This window comes from Stenotrophomonas sp., from assembly GCF_050737575.1.
Taxonomy (GTDB): domain Bacteria; phylum Pseudomonadota; class Gammaproteobacteria; order Xanthomonadales; family Xanthomonadaceae; genus Stenotrophomonas.
In genome coordinates this window covers 23,389-40,621 of the sequence record NZ_JBOHXW010000002.1, presented here as the reverse complement: position 1 = coordinate 40,621, position 17,233 = coordinate 23,389, and the positions used below count along the sequence as shown (strand labels likewise).

The following is a 17,233-nucleotide window of genomic DNA, read 5'->3' as shown; positions in this document are numbered from 1 at the left end:
TGTTTTTTTGTGGGCCCTCGTTACGGCAAATGCGTAGGAGCGACCTCGGCCGCGAAGCGCCTGCCTCGTCTGATCGCCGAAAAGCTTACCCCTCCCCAGCCCTCCCTTGCCTGCGGCAAAGGGAGGGAGCAATCACTGCTCAACCACCCGGTCGTGCGGTCTCGATCACCACACCAAGTTCCTTGCCGGCATCGGCCAGGCGCACGCGCTTGCCGTCGCTCTTGGCGATCAGGTAGTCGGCGGACACCCAGCCGTTCTTGCCGCCGGCGCGGACGTTGCACCATTGCAGGTCGTCCAGGCAACGCTGTACTTCCACCGTGGTGCCCACCGGCAACACCGCCAGGCGCTCGGCGCGCTGGTCGGGTGCACTGCGGAGGTTCAAGCCATTGCTGACCTGTGCGGCGGGCTCGTTGATGCGCGGCTGAAACCACAACACCGCACCGACAATCGCCACACAGGCTGCAACGCGGGTAATAAGCCGGGGCATCGCGTCAACGCCAGGAGAAATCGCTGCCTAGCTTGACCCTGTCCACCCCGGCTTACCAGCCCTGCGCGCCGCTGGCGTTCAGGCGGCCATGCCGTTGTGGCGCAGCAAGGCGTCGATCTGCGGATCGCGGCCACGGAAGGCTCGGAAATTCTCCGCAGCGCTGCGGCTGCCGCCACGCGACAGCACTTCGTTGCGGAAACGTGCGCCGGTTTCCTGCAGCTTGTCCGGCGCTTCCTCGAAGGCGGCGTAAGCATCGGCGCTCAGCACTTCAGCCCATTTGTAGCTGTAGTAACCGGCTGCATAACCACCGGCAAAAATATGACTGAACTGATGGGGGAAGCGGTTCCAGACCGGCGGAATGTTCACCGCCACTTCGTCTCGCACGCGCTCCAGCACCTGCAACACGCCCTCCTGCTGCGGCTGGTACTGGCTGTGCAGCAGCATGTCGAACAGGCCGAATTCCAGCTGACGCACGGTGAACATGCCGCTCTGGTAATTCTTGGCGGCCAGCATCTTGTCGAACAACGGGCGCGGCAACGCGGCGCCGGTGCTGACGTGCGCGGTCATCGCCTGCACCTGCTCCCACTCCCAGCAGAAGTTCTCCATGAACTGGCTGGGCAGCTCCACCGCGTCCCATTCCACGCCATTGATGCCGGCCACCGCCAACTCGCCGATGCGGGTCAGCAGCTGGTGCAGGCCGTGGCCCATTTCGTGGAAAATCGTGGTGACTTCGTCGTGACTGAAGGTCGCCGGCTTGCCGTCGCTGCCGCGACCGAAGTTGCAGACCAGATACACCAGCGGTGTCTGCACACCGGCCGCGGTGACGCGACGGTTGCGGCAGTCGTCCATCCACGCACCGCCACGCTTGCCCTCGCGTGCGTACAGATCCATGTAGAACTGGCCAACCAGCGCGCCGTCAGCGTCCACCAGTCGATAGAAGCGCACGTCTTCGTGCCACACCGGTGCGCTGTCGGGCAGCACCTTCAAGCCGTACAGCCGCTCGATCACGCCGAACAGACCGGCCAGCACATTCGGCTCGGTGAAGTACTGCTTCACTTCCTGCTCGGAGTAGCTGTAACGCGCCTGCTTGAGCTTCTCGCCGACATACGAAAGATCCCACGCCTGCAGGTCTTGCAGGCCCAGCTCGTCGCGGGCGAAGGCTTCCAGTTCGACGCGGTCACGCTGTGCATACGGCTTGGCGCGTGCGGCAAGATCGCGCAGGAAACCCAGCACCTGCGGCGCGTCGGCAGCCATCTTGGTGGCGATGGAATACTCGCCGTAATTGGCGAAACCGAGCAGCGCAGCCAACTCGCCGCGCACCGCAAGAATGCGGTCGATGTTGCCGCTGTTGTCCAACGCGGCATCGCCAAACTCGGACGCGCGCACGGCATTGGCGTGATACAGCTGCTCGCGCAACGCACGGTTGTCGGCGTAGGTCAGCACCGGCAGATAACACGGCATCTGCAGGGTCAGCTTCCAGCCTTCCTTTTCATCTTTCTGTGCAGCCGCACGCGCGTTGGCAATCACATCGGCCGGCAAACCGGCCAGCTCGCTTTCGTTGTCCACGTACAGCGCGAACGCGTCGGTGGCATCCAGCACGTTCTGCGAGAACTTCGCCTGCAGGCCGGACAGTTCTTCCTGCAGCTGCGCCAAGCGCGCCTTGTCAGCGTCGTTCAACTCGGCGCCGCCCAGACGGAAATCACGCAGCGCATTGGCCAGCACCTTGGCGCGCACCTCGTCATACGCCGACGCTTCCGGCGATGCGGCCAGCGCCTTGTACTGCGCGTACAGCGCCGGGTTCTGTGCGAGCGCGCTGCCGAAGCGGCTGATCTTCGGCAGGTTGGCGTTGTAGACCTCACGCAGCTCCGGCGTGTTGACCACCGACTGCAGGTGCGACACCTGGCCCCACGCGCGGTACAGGCGCTCGGTGGCGTCGTCCAGCGGCGTCACGAACGTTTCCCAGCTGATCGGCGTCACCGTCTCGGCGGTCTTCACCGCGGCTTCGGCTTCGGCCAGCAGCGCATCGATGGCCGGGGTGACGTGCTCCGGGCGGATCTCGTCAAAACGCGGCAGGCCGGAGAAATCGAGCAGGGGATTGGTGTTCATGGGGGTCCTGGAAAAACGAGCGCCGGCCAGGCCGGCATCACACCTGATATGGCGACGCTTCCAGCCAGGCACAAGGCAGCGTCAACGCGCCCTGCCCTGCGACCGCAGCGGCAAGCATGGCATCGGCATTGATCACATCGATGCCCTGCTGTTCATACCAGGCCGGGTTGTAATAGCTGTGCGCGTAACGCTCGCCGGCATCGCACAGGATGGTGACGATGGAACCGCTGCGGCCGGCATCACGCATCTGCTGTGCGGCGTACAGCACGCCAATGAAGTTGGTGCCGGTGGAACCACCGACGCGGCGACCGAGCGTGGCGCTGACGTGACGCATCGCGGCCAGGCTCAGTGCATCGGGCACCTTGACCATCGCATCGACACTGGTCGGGATGAAGCTGCGCTCCACGCGCGGTCGGCCAATGCCTTCCACGCGCGAGCCGCCTTCGCAGGTCATCTCGCGCCAATCGGTGCCGGCCAGTGCCGCGCAGTAACCGTCGTAGAAAATCGACACTTCCGGATCGGCACACAGGATCAGTGTGTCGTGCTGGCGATAGCTGACGTAGCGGCCCAGCGTGGCGGCGGTGCCGCCGGTGCCCGGGCTGCAGACGATCCACTCCGGCACCGGATGCGGCTCTTCGGCCATCTGCTTGAAGATGGATTCGGCGATGTTGTTGTTGGCACGCCAATCGGTGGCGCGCTCGGCGTAGGTGAACTGATCCATGAAGTGGCCGCCGGTTTCGCTGGCCAACCGTTCGGATTCGCAGTTCAGGTCGCAGGCACGTTGCACCAGATGGCAGCGGCCACCGTGGAATTCGATGGCGGCGATTTTTTCCGGCGAGGTGCTGGCCGGCATCACCGCGATGAACGGCAGGCCGAGCAGCCGCGCGAAGTAGGCTTCGGACACCGCCGTTGAACCGCTGGATGCCTCGATCACCGGGCCACCTTCACGCAGCCAGCCATTGGCCAGCGCGTACAGGAACAGCGAACGCGCCAAACGGTGCTTGAGGCTGCCGGTGGGATGGCTGGATTCGTCCTTCAGGTACAGATCAATACCGGGGAAGCCCGGCAGATCCATCGGAATCAGGTGAGTGTCAGCCGAACGGTTGTAGTCGGCCTCGATCTTGCGGATGGCTGCCGCCACCCAAGCACGCTGGGACATGGAACGCCACTTCAGTGAAGAGTGGTGTGGATTCTACTGGGTGGGCGACAGGAAGGCGCTGAGAGCCCCCCTTCCCTTCGCTGCGCGAAAGGGAGGGGGTGGTTGATGCGATCTGTACGCTCGCGGCAATGCTGCCTTGGCCCCTCCCTTTGCCCCAGGCAAGGGGAGGGTTGGGGAGGGGTGCATTTACGCGTTTACGCCGTTGTGCCTTCCCACCGTGGCAACCCACCTCCCACCCTCTCCCATCCCAAAAAACAACAAACCGTTCAGTTCTTCCCCTACCCGGGAATGCTATGGTTCAGCCCTGTTTATGGACGCCAATCTGTGCCGCGCATTCTGTTGCCCCTGCTGCTGTGCCTGTCCCTGATCGCCGGTGCGGTCGGGTCGGTATGGTCTGCGACGGTGATGGCCATGCCGATGCAGGCGATGGCGATGGATGCCGCTGACAGCGCGCACGATTGTTGCCATGAACAAGCAAGCATGCAGTGCGACGCGGACAGTGCCGACAAGGCACCTTCGGCCTGTGCCGATGGCAACCACTGCGACTGCAAACAGCACTGCAACATGCTGCCGGCCACGGCGATGACCCGCCTGGGCACGACACGCCACGCGCTTGCACCGATACCGCCGGTGCCATCACACGATGACGTTGCACCGGGCCAGCTCAACCGGCCTCCCATCGCCTGATCTCCCGCGGCGCGCTCCTGCGCCGCACAGATGCCTGTGCCCTGGCCTCCGGCCTGGGTGCTTCCTTGATCTGTTCAGGATATGCCGCGGCGCATTGTGTCGCCCGTGCATGACCGGGAGTTCCACATGTCATCCGATTTCCTTTCCGATTCGCGCTCGGTGCTGTCGCGACGTCGCTTCGTGCAGGGCATGGCCCTGGGCGGCGTTGTCGCCGGTGCCGGGCTCGGGCGCATTCCCAGCGCCTTTGCATCAACCGCGGCGATGGCCGTGCCCGGCGCTGAATTGCGCGGCACCGACCTGAGCCTTGCCATCGGCCGTTCGGCGGTCAATTTCACCGGCCGCACGCGCGGTGCGATCACCGTCAACGGCTCGCTGCCGGCACCGATCCTGCGGCTGCGCGAAGGCGATCTGGTCAATCTGCGCGTGGCCAACACGCTCACCGACGAGATCACCTCCATCCATTGGCACGGCATCCTGCTGCCGGCCAACATGGACGGCGTGCCGGGCATGAGCTTCAACGGCATCGCGCCGGGTGAGGCCTACCAGTACCGGTTCCAGCTCAAACAGTCGGGCACCTACTGGTATCACAGCCATTCCTTGTTCCAGGAACAGGCGGGCCTGTACGGCGCACTGATCGTCGATCCGCTGACGCCACCGCCGTATCACTTCGACCGCGAGCATGTGGTCATGCTGTCGGACTGGACGGACATGGACGTCAATGCGCTGCACCGGCGCATGAAGAAGATGCCGATGCACGACAACACCTACCTGCGCACGGTCGGTGATTTCCTGCGCGATGCACGCAAGGACGGCCTGCGCGACACGCTGTCCGACCGTGGCATGTGGGGCCGGATGCGGATGACGCCTTCGGACATCTCCGACATCAACGCCCACACCTACACGTACCTGATGAACGGCACCGCGCCGGCCGGCAACTGGACCGGGCTGTTCCGCAGTGGCGAAAAGGTGCTGCTGCGTTTCATCAACGGCGCGTCGATGACGTACTTCGATATCCGCATCCCCGGTTTGAAAATGACCGTGGTGGCGGCCGACGGCCAGTACATCCATCCGGTCAGCATCGACGAGTTCCGCATTGCGCCGGCCGAAACCTTTGACGTGATCGTCGAACCCACCGGCCAGGATGCATTCACCCTGTTCGCCCAGGATATGGGCCGCACCGGTTACGCCTGCGGCACGCTGGCGGTGCAGCACGGCCTGCAGGCGCCAATTCCGCCTCTGGATCCGCGCCCGCTGCTGACCATGAGCGACATGGGCCACGACATGGGCGGCCACGCCGGAATGGAAGGTGGCTGCGGCGCCAACATGGGCAAGGGCATGGAAGGCGGTTGCGGTGCGGCCATGGGCCACGATGCACACGCAGGTCACGGTGCAGCGGCGGGTGACAAATCACCGAAGCACAAGCCCAGCGAAACCGGCAACCCGCTGGTGGACATGCAAAGCTCGGCCAGCGAGCCGAAGCTGGACGACCCGGGCATCGGCCTGCGCGGCAACGGCCGCAACGTGCTCACGTATGGCGCGATGCGTTCGCTGTTCGACGATCCCGATGGTCGCGAACCCGGCCGCGAGATCGAGTTGCACCTCACCGGGCACATGGAAAAATTCGCCTGGAATTTCGACGGCATTCCGTTTGGCGGTGCCGAGCCGATCCGTCTGAACTACGGCGAGCGCATGCGCATCGTGCTGGTCAACGACACGATGATGCAGCACCCGATCCATCTGCACGGCGTGTGGAGCGATCTGGAAGATGCCAACGGCGACTTCCAGCTGCGCAAGCACACCATCGACATGCCGCCGGGCACCCGCCGCACCTATCGCGTGCGTGCCGACGCACTCGGCCGCTGGGCGTTCCACTGCCACCTGCTGTACCACATGGAAGCGGGCATGATGCGCGAAGTGAGGATCGAAGCATGAAGACCCTTTCCCACTCCCTGCTGTTCATCGCCCTGGCCGCCAGCAGCGCCGTCTATGCGCAGGATCCACACGCAGGCCACGGCGCGACCGCCAAGCCGGCGGTTGATCCGCATGCCGGCCACATCATGCCGAAGACCACGCCCGCCGCGCAGACGCATGACGCGCATACAGGCCATGCAATGCCGGCAGCTGCGAAAGATGATCCACACGCCGGCCACGACATGAAGGCGATGGATCACAGCGCACACGGCGCTGATCCGCATGCGGGTCATCACATGCCGCCTGCAGCTGCGAAAGATGATCCGCATGCCGGTCACGACATGAAGGCGATGGATCACAGCGCGCATGGCGCTGATCCGCATGCGGGCCACCACATGCCTGCACCTGCGAAAGACGATCCGCATGCCGGTCACGACATGTCGGGCATGAATCACGGCACCGACCCGCACGCCGGTCATGCCATGCCCAGGAAAGCAGCAAGTGACACGCCACGCGAACCGATCCCGGTGCCGACGGCCGAAGACTTCGCCGCTGCGTTCCCGCCGTTGAAGCCGCATGCGATGGAACACGCGCCTTCGCTCAACAGCTTGGTGGTGTTCGACCATCTGGAGGCGTGGGACAACGACCACGGCAGCGGACAGGCGTGGGGCATCGATGCCTGGTTCGGCAACGACATCGACCGTCTGTGGATACGCAGCGAGGGCGAGCGCAGCGACAGCAAGCTCGGTGATTGGTCGGTGGACGCGCTGTACGGGCGTTCGATCACCCCGTGGTGGGATGTGGTTGGCGGCGTGCGCCATGACAACAGTCGGCAGACCCCGGATCTCACCCGTGCGGCCATCGGTTTTCAGGGCATGTCGCCGTACAAATTCGAGGTGTCGGCCATGGCCTATCTCGGCGGCACACGCAAAGCGGAGTTGGCGTTTGAAGTCGAGTACGACGTACTGCTGACCAATCGCCTGATCCTGCAGCCGGTGGTCGAAGCCAGCATTGCCGCCGATGACGATCCGCGCCGCGGCGTGGGCAGTGGGCTGGGCCATATCGAAACCGGGCTGCGCCTGCGCTACGAAATCACCCGACGTTTCGCGCCGTATGTGGGCTTCCTGCACGAGCGCAAGTTTGGCCGCACGGCCGACCTGCACCGCGATGCGGGCGAAGGCGTGAGCGATTCACGCTGGGTCGCCGGCCTACGCTTCTGGTTCTGATGCTACGGGCGGCACGTCGCTTGGCGTGCCCGCCCCTCTCTCTTGAATATGGAGAACACCATGAAAATTCTGCACACCCTGCTGCTCGGTGTCGCCGCTGCATTCATCCCGGTCGCACTGGCCAACGCGCAACACGCCGGCCACGGCGCGCACGACCACAGCGCACACCAGCCCAAACCGGCAGCCACTGACAGCGATGCCATCTTCAAGCGCTTTGACGCCAACAACGACGGCTTCATCACCCGCCAGGAACTGCCGGCCAAGCACCCGCTGCTGCCGCACTTCGACATGAGCGATGCCAACCGTGACGGCAAGCTCGACCTCAACGAATTCAAGCGCGGCCTGTCCATGCTTTGACCCATTGCGTCGCGCCGGGATGACCCTGGCTCGACACGTTGCAAGGAAAAAAACACCATGAAAATTCAATCGAAGATGTCGTTCTACGGCCTGGCACTGGCCGCCAGCACATTGCTGATCAGCGCCTGCAACGCAACGCCGGCGGCTTCGGCCGTGGTTGCGAGCACCGGCGCGGCAACGGCTGCGGTGGCAGAAGTCGCCGTCGCCGCCGTAAAGCAGAACCTGCCGCTGGTGAAAGTGCACAAAGACCCGAACTGCGGTTGCTGCGGCGGCTGGGCCGAACACATGCAGGCGGCCGGCTTCCCGGTGCAGATCAACGACACCACCGACATGGGCGCGGTGAAGGAACGACTGGGTATCGCCGACAACATGATGTCCTGCCACACCGCTGAGATAGACGGCTATGTGGTTGAAGGCCACGTGCCGGCCAGCGCCATCCAGAAGCTGCTGGCCGAGCGCCCGAAGGCACGCGGCCTGGTGCTGCCGGGCATGCCGATCGGTTCACCGGGCATGGAATCCCCGGATGGCTACAGCCAGCCGTTCACCGTTTCCCTGTTGGCCGAAGATGGCAGCTTGAGTGAGTTCACGAAGCACGAGTGATGCAAGTGCCGCGAGCGGACTTGCAACGCTAGCCCCTCTCCCGCATGCGAGAGAGGGGTTGGGGTGAGGGCGCTTTTAAAAGCACGTAGAGCAAAAGCTCCCCTCATCCGTCCCTTCGGGACACCTTCTCCCGCATGCGGGAGAAGGGAAGCAAGCACCGCGTGCAACTGCAGCTTTAGCCCCTCTCCCGCAAGCGGGAGAGGGGTTGGGGTGAGGGCGCTTTTAATAGCACGTAGAGCAAAAGCTCCCCTCATCCGCCCTCCGGGCACCTTCTCCCGCTCGCGGGAGAAGGGACACATGCACCACGAGCAGCCAGGCAGCGCGAGCCCCTCTCCTGCATGCGGGAGAGGGGTTGGGGTGAGGGCGCCTTTAAAAGCACGTAGAGCAAAAGCTCCCCTCATCGCCCTCCGGGCACCTTCTCCCGCTCGCGGGAGAAGGGACACGTGCACCACGAGCAGCCAGGCAGCGCGAGCCCCTCTCCCGCGTGCGGGAGAGGGGTTGGGGTGAGGGCAGCCTCAAACACGAAATACAAGAACACTTACCTCAAATCTTGAAGTCGTCATACGCAATCCTCGCGTCTTCAACACCCAGCGTACGCAGCAACTGCCGCGTCGCTGCCAGCATCGCCGGTGGCCCGCACAGGTAGAACTCGCACCCGGCCAGATCCGGATGCTGCCGCAACAGATCCTCGTGGATCGCGTCATGCACGCGACGCGGTGAAGTCCCTTCCGCGCCACCTGACCACACCGGATGCCAACTGAAGTTGGAATGCTGCTTGGCCAGCACCTGCATCTGCGCGGCATACGGGCAATCACGCGCGTTGCGGGCGCCGTACCAGAAGTGGATGCGCTCATTGCCGCCCTCTTCCAGGCGCTGCTGGATCATCGCGCGCAATGGCGCCATGCCTGCACCCGCACCGATGAATACCTTCTCCCGCTCAACACCGCTCAACGCGAAATCACCAAACGGCCCGCTGTAGCGCACGCGGTCACCTTCGCGCAGCGTGTACAGATAGGTGGAACCCTTGCCCGGTGGATGGCGCTTGCTTTCCTGCCAACCCGGACTGAAGCGCGCCAGCAACACCAACTGTCCTTCCGCCGCGCTGACCGGCATCGCCAGCGAGTACGAGCGACGCACTGCCGCCTTGTTCTGCAGCGTTGCCGGCAATGGCAGCGGCTTCCAGTCGTCGCGATGATCGTCCGGATGCCACAGCGCACTGCGCGGCAACTGGTACTCGGGTACATGCAACTGCAGGTAGCACCCCGGTTGGAACTGCGCGTCAGCCGCGTGCTCGGGTTGCAGATGGATTTCACGCAGGAACGGCGTTACCGCCTCCACCTTCACCACCGTGGCCCAATGTTCGGTCCACAGACTTGCGCCGCCGGCCACTTCTATCTCCAGGTCCTCGTTCACCGGCAGATTGCAGGCCAGGCGACAACCCACTTTCAACTTGGCATCCGGCAGGTGCGAGCGATCGGCAGCGGTCGCTTTACCGGCACCGCCACGCACACGTACTTCGCATAGGCCGCAACTCTGCCCACCGCCGCAATTTGAAGGCAGGTTCACGCCTTCGCGCGCCAACGCCACATAGACGTTGTCGCCGTTGGCTGCGGTCACCGTGCGCAGGTGTGCGCCGCCAGGTGCAAACACCATCAACTGCCGCTGCCTGCGCCAGCGACGCGGGACGAACTCCTGCAGGTGGAAGCTGGTCACCAACAACCAGAAGCCGGTCAACGCCAGCCACAAACCACCAATGCCTACCCCAATCACCAGCGGATTATTGAAGTTGGCCCGCTCGGTGTAATCCATGATGTGCAACATCCAGAAGATATCGAACAACCGCCACGTCGCGTTGCGGTGTTCCATCACCTGGCCGCTGTGTGCGGACACATAGATCGTGCTGTCATGCGCATCACTGAAATCCACGCGCCACACCGGATCGGGATTGGCGCGCGTTTCCAGCGTCCTGCTCAGGTACTGCGGCGTAGCAGGTACGCCATCACCACGATACGCAGCCTGCGCTACACGCGACGCCAATGCGGCGTCGACGGCAACGCGCCGGCCGTTGCGCGCATCGATCACCTCGGTGCCTTCCGGCGACTGCAGGCGATACACCGGCTGCTGCAACAGCCAGCCGCTGTCCAAGGTCGCCGCCGGGTGTTTGGCCACGCGCAGCGCTTCGGCCGGCGAGACGGTGTCCGCAGGCCACGCCGGCATTTCCAAGGTCGGCGCACGTTGTGCGCTGCCTTCAATCTTGTCCGGGTCGAGCAGGCTCATCATCAAGCCACTGCCCAGCCACACCACGAACTGCAGGCCGATCAACAAGCCGACCCATTTGTGCAGGGTTCGCATCCAGGGCGTCATGCGGACCTCCGCGTGCGGAAACTGTAGAACAGCAGCCAGATGCCACTGAGCGCGAAGCCCAACCCCAGCACCGATGCCACGCGCAACAAGGTGTTGTTGACGTCGCTGCGGTTCTCGTAATCCATGATGTGGAACATCCACAGGAAGTCGAACCAGCGCCACAAACTATGACGACGCGCGAGCAGTTCGCCGTTGTCGGGTGACAGGTACAACGTGGTGTCGCCGCTGTCAGCGAAATGCACCGCCCACATCGGCACCGGCCGCGTCTTAACTTCCGAGGGTGCCTGGGTGATCCATTCCACCCGCGTCACGTCGCCCTTGCCCTGATACAGCGAGCGCGCCAGGGCGATGGCCGCATCCCGGTCCAGCGGCGGCAGGCGTTCACCACTGGCCGCATCGACCAGAAACTTCGCCCCGCCCTGCCCCACTTCGTATACCTCGCGCTCCAGCACATGCTTGAGCCGGAACGATTGCAGCTGCGGGTAGCGTTCCACCAGCACATCCGCACCCACACGCGCTGCCTGCGGTGGCAGCGGTTCACCGTGCACATGCGCCAGGTGATCGCCGTGGATCACGTCCAGCGGCACCACGGTCATGTACACACCACTGAGCATCCACAACAGCGCCTGCACGCCGATGATCAGGCCAATCCATTTGTGAGCGCGACGCGCCCAGAAAGCGGGTTTCATCTACATCATCCTCAGTCTGCGATGCACCCCGCCGGCTGCCCGACGGGGTGCCTGCGGTCACCAGCGATAGCCGATGCGTGCGTACCAGCGACGACCCAGCAAATCGTAGGTCATGGTGTCGGTGTTGGCATCGGTGTAGCTCTGGATGAAAGGCGCCTTCTTGTCGAAGACGTTGTCCAGGCCCAACGACACATCCAGCGCCTTGCTCACCGCGTACTTGAGCTGCAGGTTGTGATAGAACACCGACGGCGCGTGGTCACCGATGTCACCGCGCCCCGCATTGATGTCTTCGGCACGGCCGATGTACTGCGTGGACCAGGTACCCGACCACTGGTCGCGCGATGCGTTCAACGCCACAAGCCCACGCCATTTGGTATAGCTGCCGCGGCCGCCGGTGATCTTGCCGGCATACTCGATCATCTCCGCGCCGTCATACGGGCGCACATCGTAGCGCTGCAGGTAGGAGACATCGGCGCTGACGCTGGCATCGAAACCGGCCACGTCGAATTCATACAACGCACCGAGATCAACGCCGGTGACACGCTCGTTGGCCGCATTCACTGGCTGCGAAGACAGGAAGTCCACTTCGCCGGTGCGCGGGTTTCGGGTGAAGTTGCTGGCGTCGCAGAACGGATGCGCCAAGCCCGGCGTGTTGTAGCAGATGGCCAGTTTGGTGGAACCGTCGATGCGTTGGATCGCGTGTTTGATGCGGATGTTGTAGTAGTCCAGCGTCAGCGTGAGGCCTGACAGGAACGACGGCGTCCACACCACACCGGCGGTGAACGAGGTGGCGTCCTCCGGCTTCAGCTCGGCATTGCCGCCTGCGGTGGTGAGGATGGTGTTGCCCGGCTGCACGTAGCCGGCCGGCACACCGTATGCCTGACAGTTGTTACGCACTACCGAATCGGCCGGCAACTTGCTCCAGTTGCTGCACGGGTCAGTGGTGGTGAGATTGCCTTCAGACACGCCACCAAACAGTTCCGGAATATTGGGAATGCGGAATGCAGTGGCGTAGGTGCTGCGCAGCTTCAGCGATTCATTGACCTGCCAGTCCAGGCCCACTTTGTAGTTGTAATCGCGGCCAAACAGGTCGTAGTCCGACGCACGTCCGGCCAGATTGAGGTACAGCGAATCCGCGATGACGCTGTCCTGCAGCAGTGGGATCGCCAGTTCGGCGAATACTTCCTTGGCGGTGTATTCGCCGGAGATCGGGTCCTGCTGGTTGGTGTTGCCGATGCCCATCACGGTCAGCGGATCGGGATCACGCCAGCCGCGCTCCTTGCGCACTTCCACACCCGTTGCGAAGCCCACCCAACCGGCCGGCAACTCGAAAATCTGTCCGCTCAGGTTGGCAGTGAAGCTCTTCTGCTCGTTGCCGCCGGTATCGCGCGAGCTGTACAGGATGTAGTCCAGCACTTCCTGACTCAGGTCACCGTGGCCGAGATAGTCACCACAGGGAATGGCCGCACCCGGCACCGGACTGCAGATACTGCGGTTCAAGGTCTGGTCGACGCGATCAAGATTGGCGACGTTGTCCGAGCCATCCACACCGGTGTTGCGCCCCCAGTTGAAGGCGGCCGACCAATCCCAACCGGTGCCGAACTGTCCCTTGATTCCGAGCAGGCCACGGAAGGTATTCACCTCCTGCGAAAAATGCCGCGGGCCCGCTTCTTCCAGGCGACGGCGCTGCAGCAGCAGATCCTGCCCGGTCGGATTGGTCGGGTGATCGGCAGCGATGTTGATCGGCCGGTACACGCCCAGCCCGCCGGGCGCGGCCAACTGGTCGGACTGGCGGTTGGTGTACATCAGCTCGGTGAACACGGTGGTGTTCTCGCTGAGCTGGCTGTCGCCAAACACGCTCATGCTGATGCGCTTGATCGGGTTGACCGCGTTGAGCGTGGGGTTGCCGTTGTAGTTGTGTTTGGCGGCCGAGTACGGCTCGTAGAAATCGCCGTTGCCGCCGGCCACCTGGTTGAAGTTGACCCGGCTGCCGTCGGCCAGCAGCGCGCGGCCACCGACGGTGGTGGAACTGCCCGAACACACCAGCTTGCCGTCTACTTCGGCCAAGCCACACGGTGCGCGGGAGCCCATGTTGACCGTGCCGCCTTCGGCATAGTTGATGCCGGCCATCAACGAGCCGCGATCGCTGGTAACGCCCCAGGCGAAATCCACCGCGGTCTCGTCGCCATCGCCCTGGGTGGTCTGGCCGTAGCGGACCGCCGCCTCGGCACCGTCGAAGCCCTGCTTGGTGATGATGTTGACCACGCCGGCCACCGCATCGGCACCATAGATGGCTGATGCGCCGTCCTTGAGCACTTCCACGCGCTCGATCAGCGCCACCGGGATCATGTTCAGATCGACGGAGCTGTTGGCGCCGGTGCCGCCATTGACGATGCGGCGACCATTGAGCAGCACCAACGTGCGGTTGATGCCCAGTCCACGCAGATTGACCTGGGTGGTGCCGTAGCCGTTTTCGGCCCAGTAGGCATTGCTCTGGCTGCCGGCGAAACCGGCCGATGCCGGCAGACGCTGCAGCAAGGTTTCCACCGAGGTGGCGCCGGAGCGCTCGATGGCTTCTGCATCGACCACGCTCACCGGGCCGACGCCGGACAACTGTGCGCGTTTGATATGGCTGCCGGTGACCTGCACCGCATCAAGCGTGCGTGCGCTTTCGGGTTTATCTGGATTCTGCTGTGCGTACGCGGCCTGGCTGGTAGCGGCCACACACAACACGCTGCCAATGGCCACGGCCAAGGCATGGGACTTCAAATACATTTCTCTCTCCCGCTGGGAAAACCTGTCTCTGGGCGATGTCCGCGTGCACAAAGCGCACACGCAGGGGCACTGCAACGTCGTAAGGACGCAGGGACGACAGGTCAAACGATGGGAGGACGGAACACCCGCGAAAGTTTGCTGGCTGGCAGCTCAAGCACGGGCAGCGCGGTATCGGGCGATACCAGCGGATGGGCGCCGGCAAACAGCTTCACCGACGTAGGCGGATACAAGGCCAACACGCAGACGCATTCGCAGCTGGCGCTGTCCACGCAGGTGCAATCGTCATGGTGCGGCGGCATCTTGCCGCGGCCGTGGTCGCCGTGGGCGTTGGTCAGCACGGGCTTGGCCGGCTCGCAATCGGGATCTACCGCGCCCGCGTCGGTGGTGACGGCCACGCTGGCCACCGTCTCCATCGCCATCCGCGCGCCGACCCACGCCCCGAGCACGCCTTCGGCTGCAAGCACGCAGATCAGCAGCAGTGGCAGCCAGAGGCGATACGGCATGGGTTTCCCGACGACCTTTTATTTGTATATACAAACAATGAATAACGCGACAGGAGAAGGCCTGTCAACTGCTCCGGCCTCTCGACGGCATTGCTCCCTAGGGGCGCGCCCTGCGCATCTACCGGTACAGCCCTTGTACCGGCGTCGTCTCCGCCCCATTCAAGTGTCGTGTGCCGACACTTCAGTTCCTGGCAGAGGATCAACCACTATCCTGCGACGCAGCATAGCCAGCGCGTCTGTCACCGCCAAGGTACGCAAGTCACGGCATTGATGATTTTTTCTACTGACGCAAGCAAGCTGCCGTGTTTGCCGGACTGCTGATTTCAGCTGCAACTTTTCACCTTCGGCACTGCTTGCAGATGCAACTTTCACTGCATCAGAAAACGCCGCGCTTCACCCTCCCCTTTTCACTGCAACAGGATGTCACCAATGAGCCTCCCAACCTCGATTCAAGCGCCCGGCGTCGCCGCACACGTGCCCGCCGAAACCAGCGGCTTCGTGTTCAACCACACCATGCTGCGGGTCAAGGACATCACCCGTTCGCTGGATTTCTACACGCGCGTGCTGGGCTTCCAGTTGATTGACCAGCGTGATTTCCCGGAAGCCGAATTCAGCCTGTACTTCCTGGCTTACGTGCCGGCAGGTACACAGATCCCCGCTGATGACGGCGAACGCCGCCTGTGGATGGCCGGCATCCCCGGCGTGCTGGAGCTCACCCACAACCACGGCACCGAGCAGCAGGAAGGTGCGATCTATCACGACGGCAACAGTGACCCGCGCGGCTTCGGCCACCTCTGCGTGTCGGTGCCGGATATCGAAACCGCCTGCGCGCGCTTTGAAGCACTGAACGTGCCGTTCCAGAAGCGCCTGACCGACGGCCGCATGAAGAACCTGGCCTTCATCAAGGACCCGGACGGCTATTGGGTGGAAGTGATTTCCAACACCGTGCGGCCGTGAGTTGACGGTGGTGCGATAACAAAAAACGCCGGCAATGCCGGCGTTTTCTACTTCTGTGAGCGAGAGACAACGCACTGCAATCCCCGCAAGGCGACGTTCCCGCGAAAAACCCTGGATATTCATCCCAACCGGCCCCGGAGTACTTCGCTACCCGTAGCCCGATGGCTGCGAATCAGTGACACCTGGAAAAGAAAAGCCCGGCTCAGGGCCGGGCTTCTTCACAGCGTCGGGGGAGAGAGAGAACCGGGCTGCTGTAGGGGATTATCCGCAACCTCGGTTACGCTTTCGTTACACCGATTATTCCGCCGTCACACTTCTGATAAAGCCATGCCGCTCGGCCGCTTCCATCACCGGTTCCAGGGCCGGAAATGCCATCCAAGTGAGGCACTTGGATCAGGCGACCCCCGCGCATCGGCACTGCTGCGATCCACCGAAGATTACTTTCCAATCCATCGCATATCGCACACGGCATGAACGAAAACGGCCCACTGCCTCAGCAGCCGGACCGTCTTCATTTCAGCGGGCCATCAAGCCACGTCGTCAATGCGCCGCGAGGTAGATGTCCTGCAGCACCGCTTTCTCCAGTTCCAGCTCGCTCAGCAGATTTTTCACGATATCGCCCAGGCTCAGAATGCCGACCAGCTTCTCGTTCTCGGTGACCATCAAATGGCGATGACGCGAGTAGGTCATCAGCGCCATGGCCTGCTTGAGCGTCGCATCCGGCGCAATGTTCTCCAGGCCGGCCGAGGACAGGCTGGAAATGACCCTTCTGCCCGCCTGTGGGCCATCTTCGGCCAGGCTGCGCACGATGTCCTTTTCGGAAATGATGCCTACCGGCGCATCGTCTTTCATCACCACCAACGCAGCAATTTTGTGCGCGCTCATCTTGTGTGCGGCGCCACCGATCGTGTCTTCCACATCAATGGTGACGATTGCCTCTTTCTTCGATTGCAGGACTTCACGGACGTTCATTCTTGTTTCCTGTTACCGGCTACTGAAGTGAAAATGCGCCCTTCCGACCTGCTGCCATACTCGGCCGGCAGATCGACCAGCACACGTCTGGTGCATGTCGCCGACCGTTGCGGTGCATCGGCAGACGAGGTGCTTCATCACGAACGGGATCAGTTGCAATACATCGATCATGCCCTTGACCCTTCCGAGTCTACGACCGCGTCCGCACGATCAACGTCAGCATTTTTGGAATGATTCATCGTGCAAACCGGTCGCTGATCGGAGCATGGCACTGCGAATTAAATCGCTGCTGAATCCAGCCACCAGCGTGCACGGAAGGCACGTCCAGAACCCGCCAAGGTTCACACCCGCCGTGGATGCGGGGCGCGAGGCGCATACGTTGCCCCAACAAAAAGGGGACCCGGTCGCTTGCGTGGCCGAGTCCCCTTGCATGCAACATA

The 17,233-nt window shown here is 63.2% G+C and carries 14 protein-coding genes; 6 read left to right on the top strand and 8 right to left on the bottom strand.

The window, feature by feature from the left end; genetic code table 11:
• Positions 1-139: 139 nt before the first annotated feature.
• The 3 genes from ACREP4_RS03420 to ACREP4_RS03410 all read right to left on the bottom strand — a co-directional run bounded on the left by ACREP4_RS03420 (position 140) and on the right by ACREP4_RS03410 (position 3,752).
• Positions 140-487 (bottom strand): SH3 domain-containing protein, encoded by a 348-nt coding sequence (locus tag ACREP4_RS03420; protein WP_431594813.1) that lies wholly within the window; start codon positions 485-487, stop codon positions 140-142.
• A 78-nt stretch (positions 488-565) separates the two neighbouring features.
• A complete protein-coding gene (locus ACREP4_RS03415; protein WP_431594812.1) occupies positions 566-2,593 on the bottom strand; it encodes a M3 family metallopeptidase in 2,028 nt (675 codons plus the stop codon).
• A 37-nt stretch (positions 2,594-2,630) separates the two neighbouring features.
• Positions 2,631-3,752: a PLP-dependent cysteine synthase family protein gene (locus tag ACREP4_RS03410; RefSeq protein ID WP_431594811.1), complete on the bottom strand. Its 1,122-nt coding sequence runs from the start codon at positions 3,750-3,752 to the stop codon at positions 2,631-2,633.
• 324 nt (positions 3,753-4,076) lie between these two features.
• Here ACREP4_RS03410 and ACREP4_RS03405 point away from each other — a divergent pair, with 324 nt between their 5' ends.
• The 5 genes from ACREP4_RS03405 (at position 4,077) to ACREP4_RS03385 (ending at position 8,533) form a co-directional block, all read left to right on the top strand.
• Positions 4,077-4,439, top strand: coding sequence for a CopL family metal-binding regulatory protein (locus ACREP4_RS03405; RefSeq protein WP_431594810.1), 363 nt, complete (start codon positions 4,077-4,079; stop codon positions 4,437-4,439).
• A 126-nt stretch (positions 4,440-4,565) separates the two neighbouring features.
• On the top strand, positions 4,566-6,371 hold the full coding sequence (locus tag ACREP4_RS03400; RefSeq protein WP_431594809.1) for a copper resistance system multicopper oxidase: 1,806 nt from the start codon (positions 4,566-4,568) through the stop codon (positions 6,369-6,371).
• 125 nt (positions 6,372-6,496) lie between these two features.
• Positions 6,497-7,576: a copper resistance protein B gene (locus ACREP4_RS03395; protein WP_431595305.1), complete on the top strand. Its 1,080-nt coding sequence runs from the start codon at positions 6,497-6,499 to the stop codon at positions 7,574-7,576.
• A gap of 60 nt (positions 7,577-7,636) precedes the next feature.
• Positions 7,637-7,933 carry an EF-hand domain-containing protein gene (locus ACREP4_RS03390; protein WP_431594808.1) on the top strand — a complete coding sequence of 99 codons (297 nt, stop codon included), beginning with the start codon at positions 7,637-7,639 and terminating at the stop codon, positions 7,931-7,933.
• Between the two features lie 57 nt (positions 7,934-7,990).
• The gene (locus ACREP4_RS03385) at positions 7,991-8,533 is read left to right on the top strand and encodes a DUF411 domain-containing protein (RefSeq protein WP_431594807.1); all 543 of its coding nucleotides are present in this window, start codon (positions 7,991-7,993) and stop codon (positions 8,531-8,533) included.
• 543 nt (positions 8,534-9,076) lie between these two features.
• On the opposite strand, the gene ACREP4_RS03380 is transcribed toward ACREP4_RS03385, so the two are convergent.
• The 4 genes from ACREP4_RS03380 to ACREP4_RS03365 all read right to left on the bottom strand — a co-directional run bounded on the left by ACREP4_RS03380 (position 9,077) and on the right by ACREP4_RS03365 (position 14,864).
• A complete protein-coding gene (locus ACREP4_RS03380; protein ID WP_431594806.1) occupies positions 9,077-10,897 on the bottom strand; it encodes a 2Fe-2S iron-sulfur cluster-binding protein in 1,821 nt (606 codons plus the stop codon).
• A complete protein-coding gene (locus ACREP4_RS03375; protein ID WP_431594805.1) occupies positions 10,894-11,586 on the bottom strand; it encodes a PepSY domain-containing protein in 693 nt (230 codons plus the stop codon). The genes ACREP4_RS03380 and ACREP4_RS03375 overlap by 4 nt, the downstream gene beginning before the upstream one ends.
• Positions 11,587-11,643: 57 nt before the next feature.
• On the bottom strand, positions 11,644-14,361 hold the full coding sequence (locus ACREP4_RS03370) for a TonB-dependent receptor (protein WP_431594804.1): 2,718 nt from the start codon (positions 14,359-14,361) through the stop codon (positions 11,644-11,646).
• 101 nt (positions 14,362-14,462) lie between these two features.
• Positions 14,463-14,864 (bottom strand): CopL family metal-binding regulatory protein, encoded by a 402-nt coding sequence (locus ACREP4_RS03365; protein WP_431594803.1) that lies wholly within the window; start codon positions 14,862-14,864, stop codon positions 14,463-14,465.
• Between the two features lie 429 nt (positions 14,865-15,293).
• Here ACREP4_RS03365 and gloA point away from each other — a divergent pair, with 429 nt between their 5' ends.
• A complete protein-coding gene (gloA, locus tag ACREP4_RS03360; protein ID WP_431594802.1) occupies positions 15,294-15,821 on the top strand; it encodes a lactoylglutathione lyase in 528 nt (175 codons plus the stop codon).
• 540 nt (positions 15,822-16,361) lie between these two features.
• Here the strand turns inward: gloA and ACREP4_RS03355 are convergent.
• Positions 16,362-16,793 carry a CBS domain-containing protein gene (locus ACREP4_RS03355; protein WP_431594801.1) on the bottom strand — a complete coding sequence of 144 codons (432 nt, stop codon included), beginning with the start codon at positions 16,791-16,793 and terminating at the stop codon, positions 16,362-16,364.
• Between the last annotated feature and the right edge of the window lie 440 nt (positions 16,794-17,233).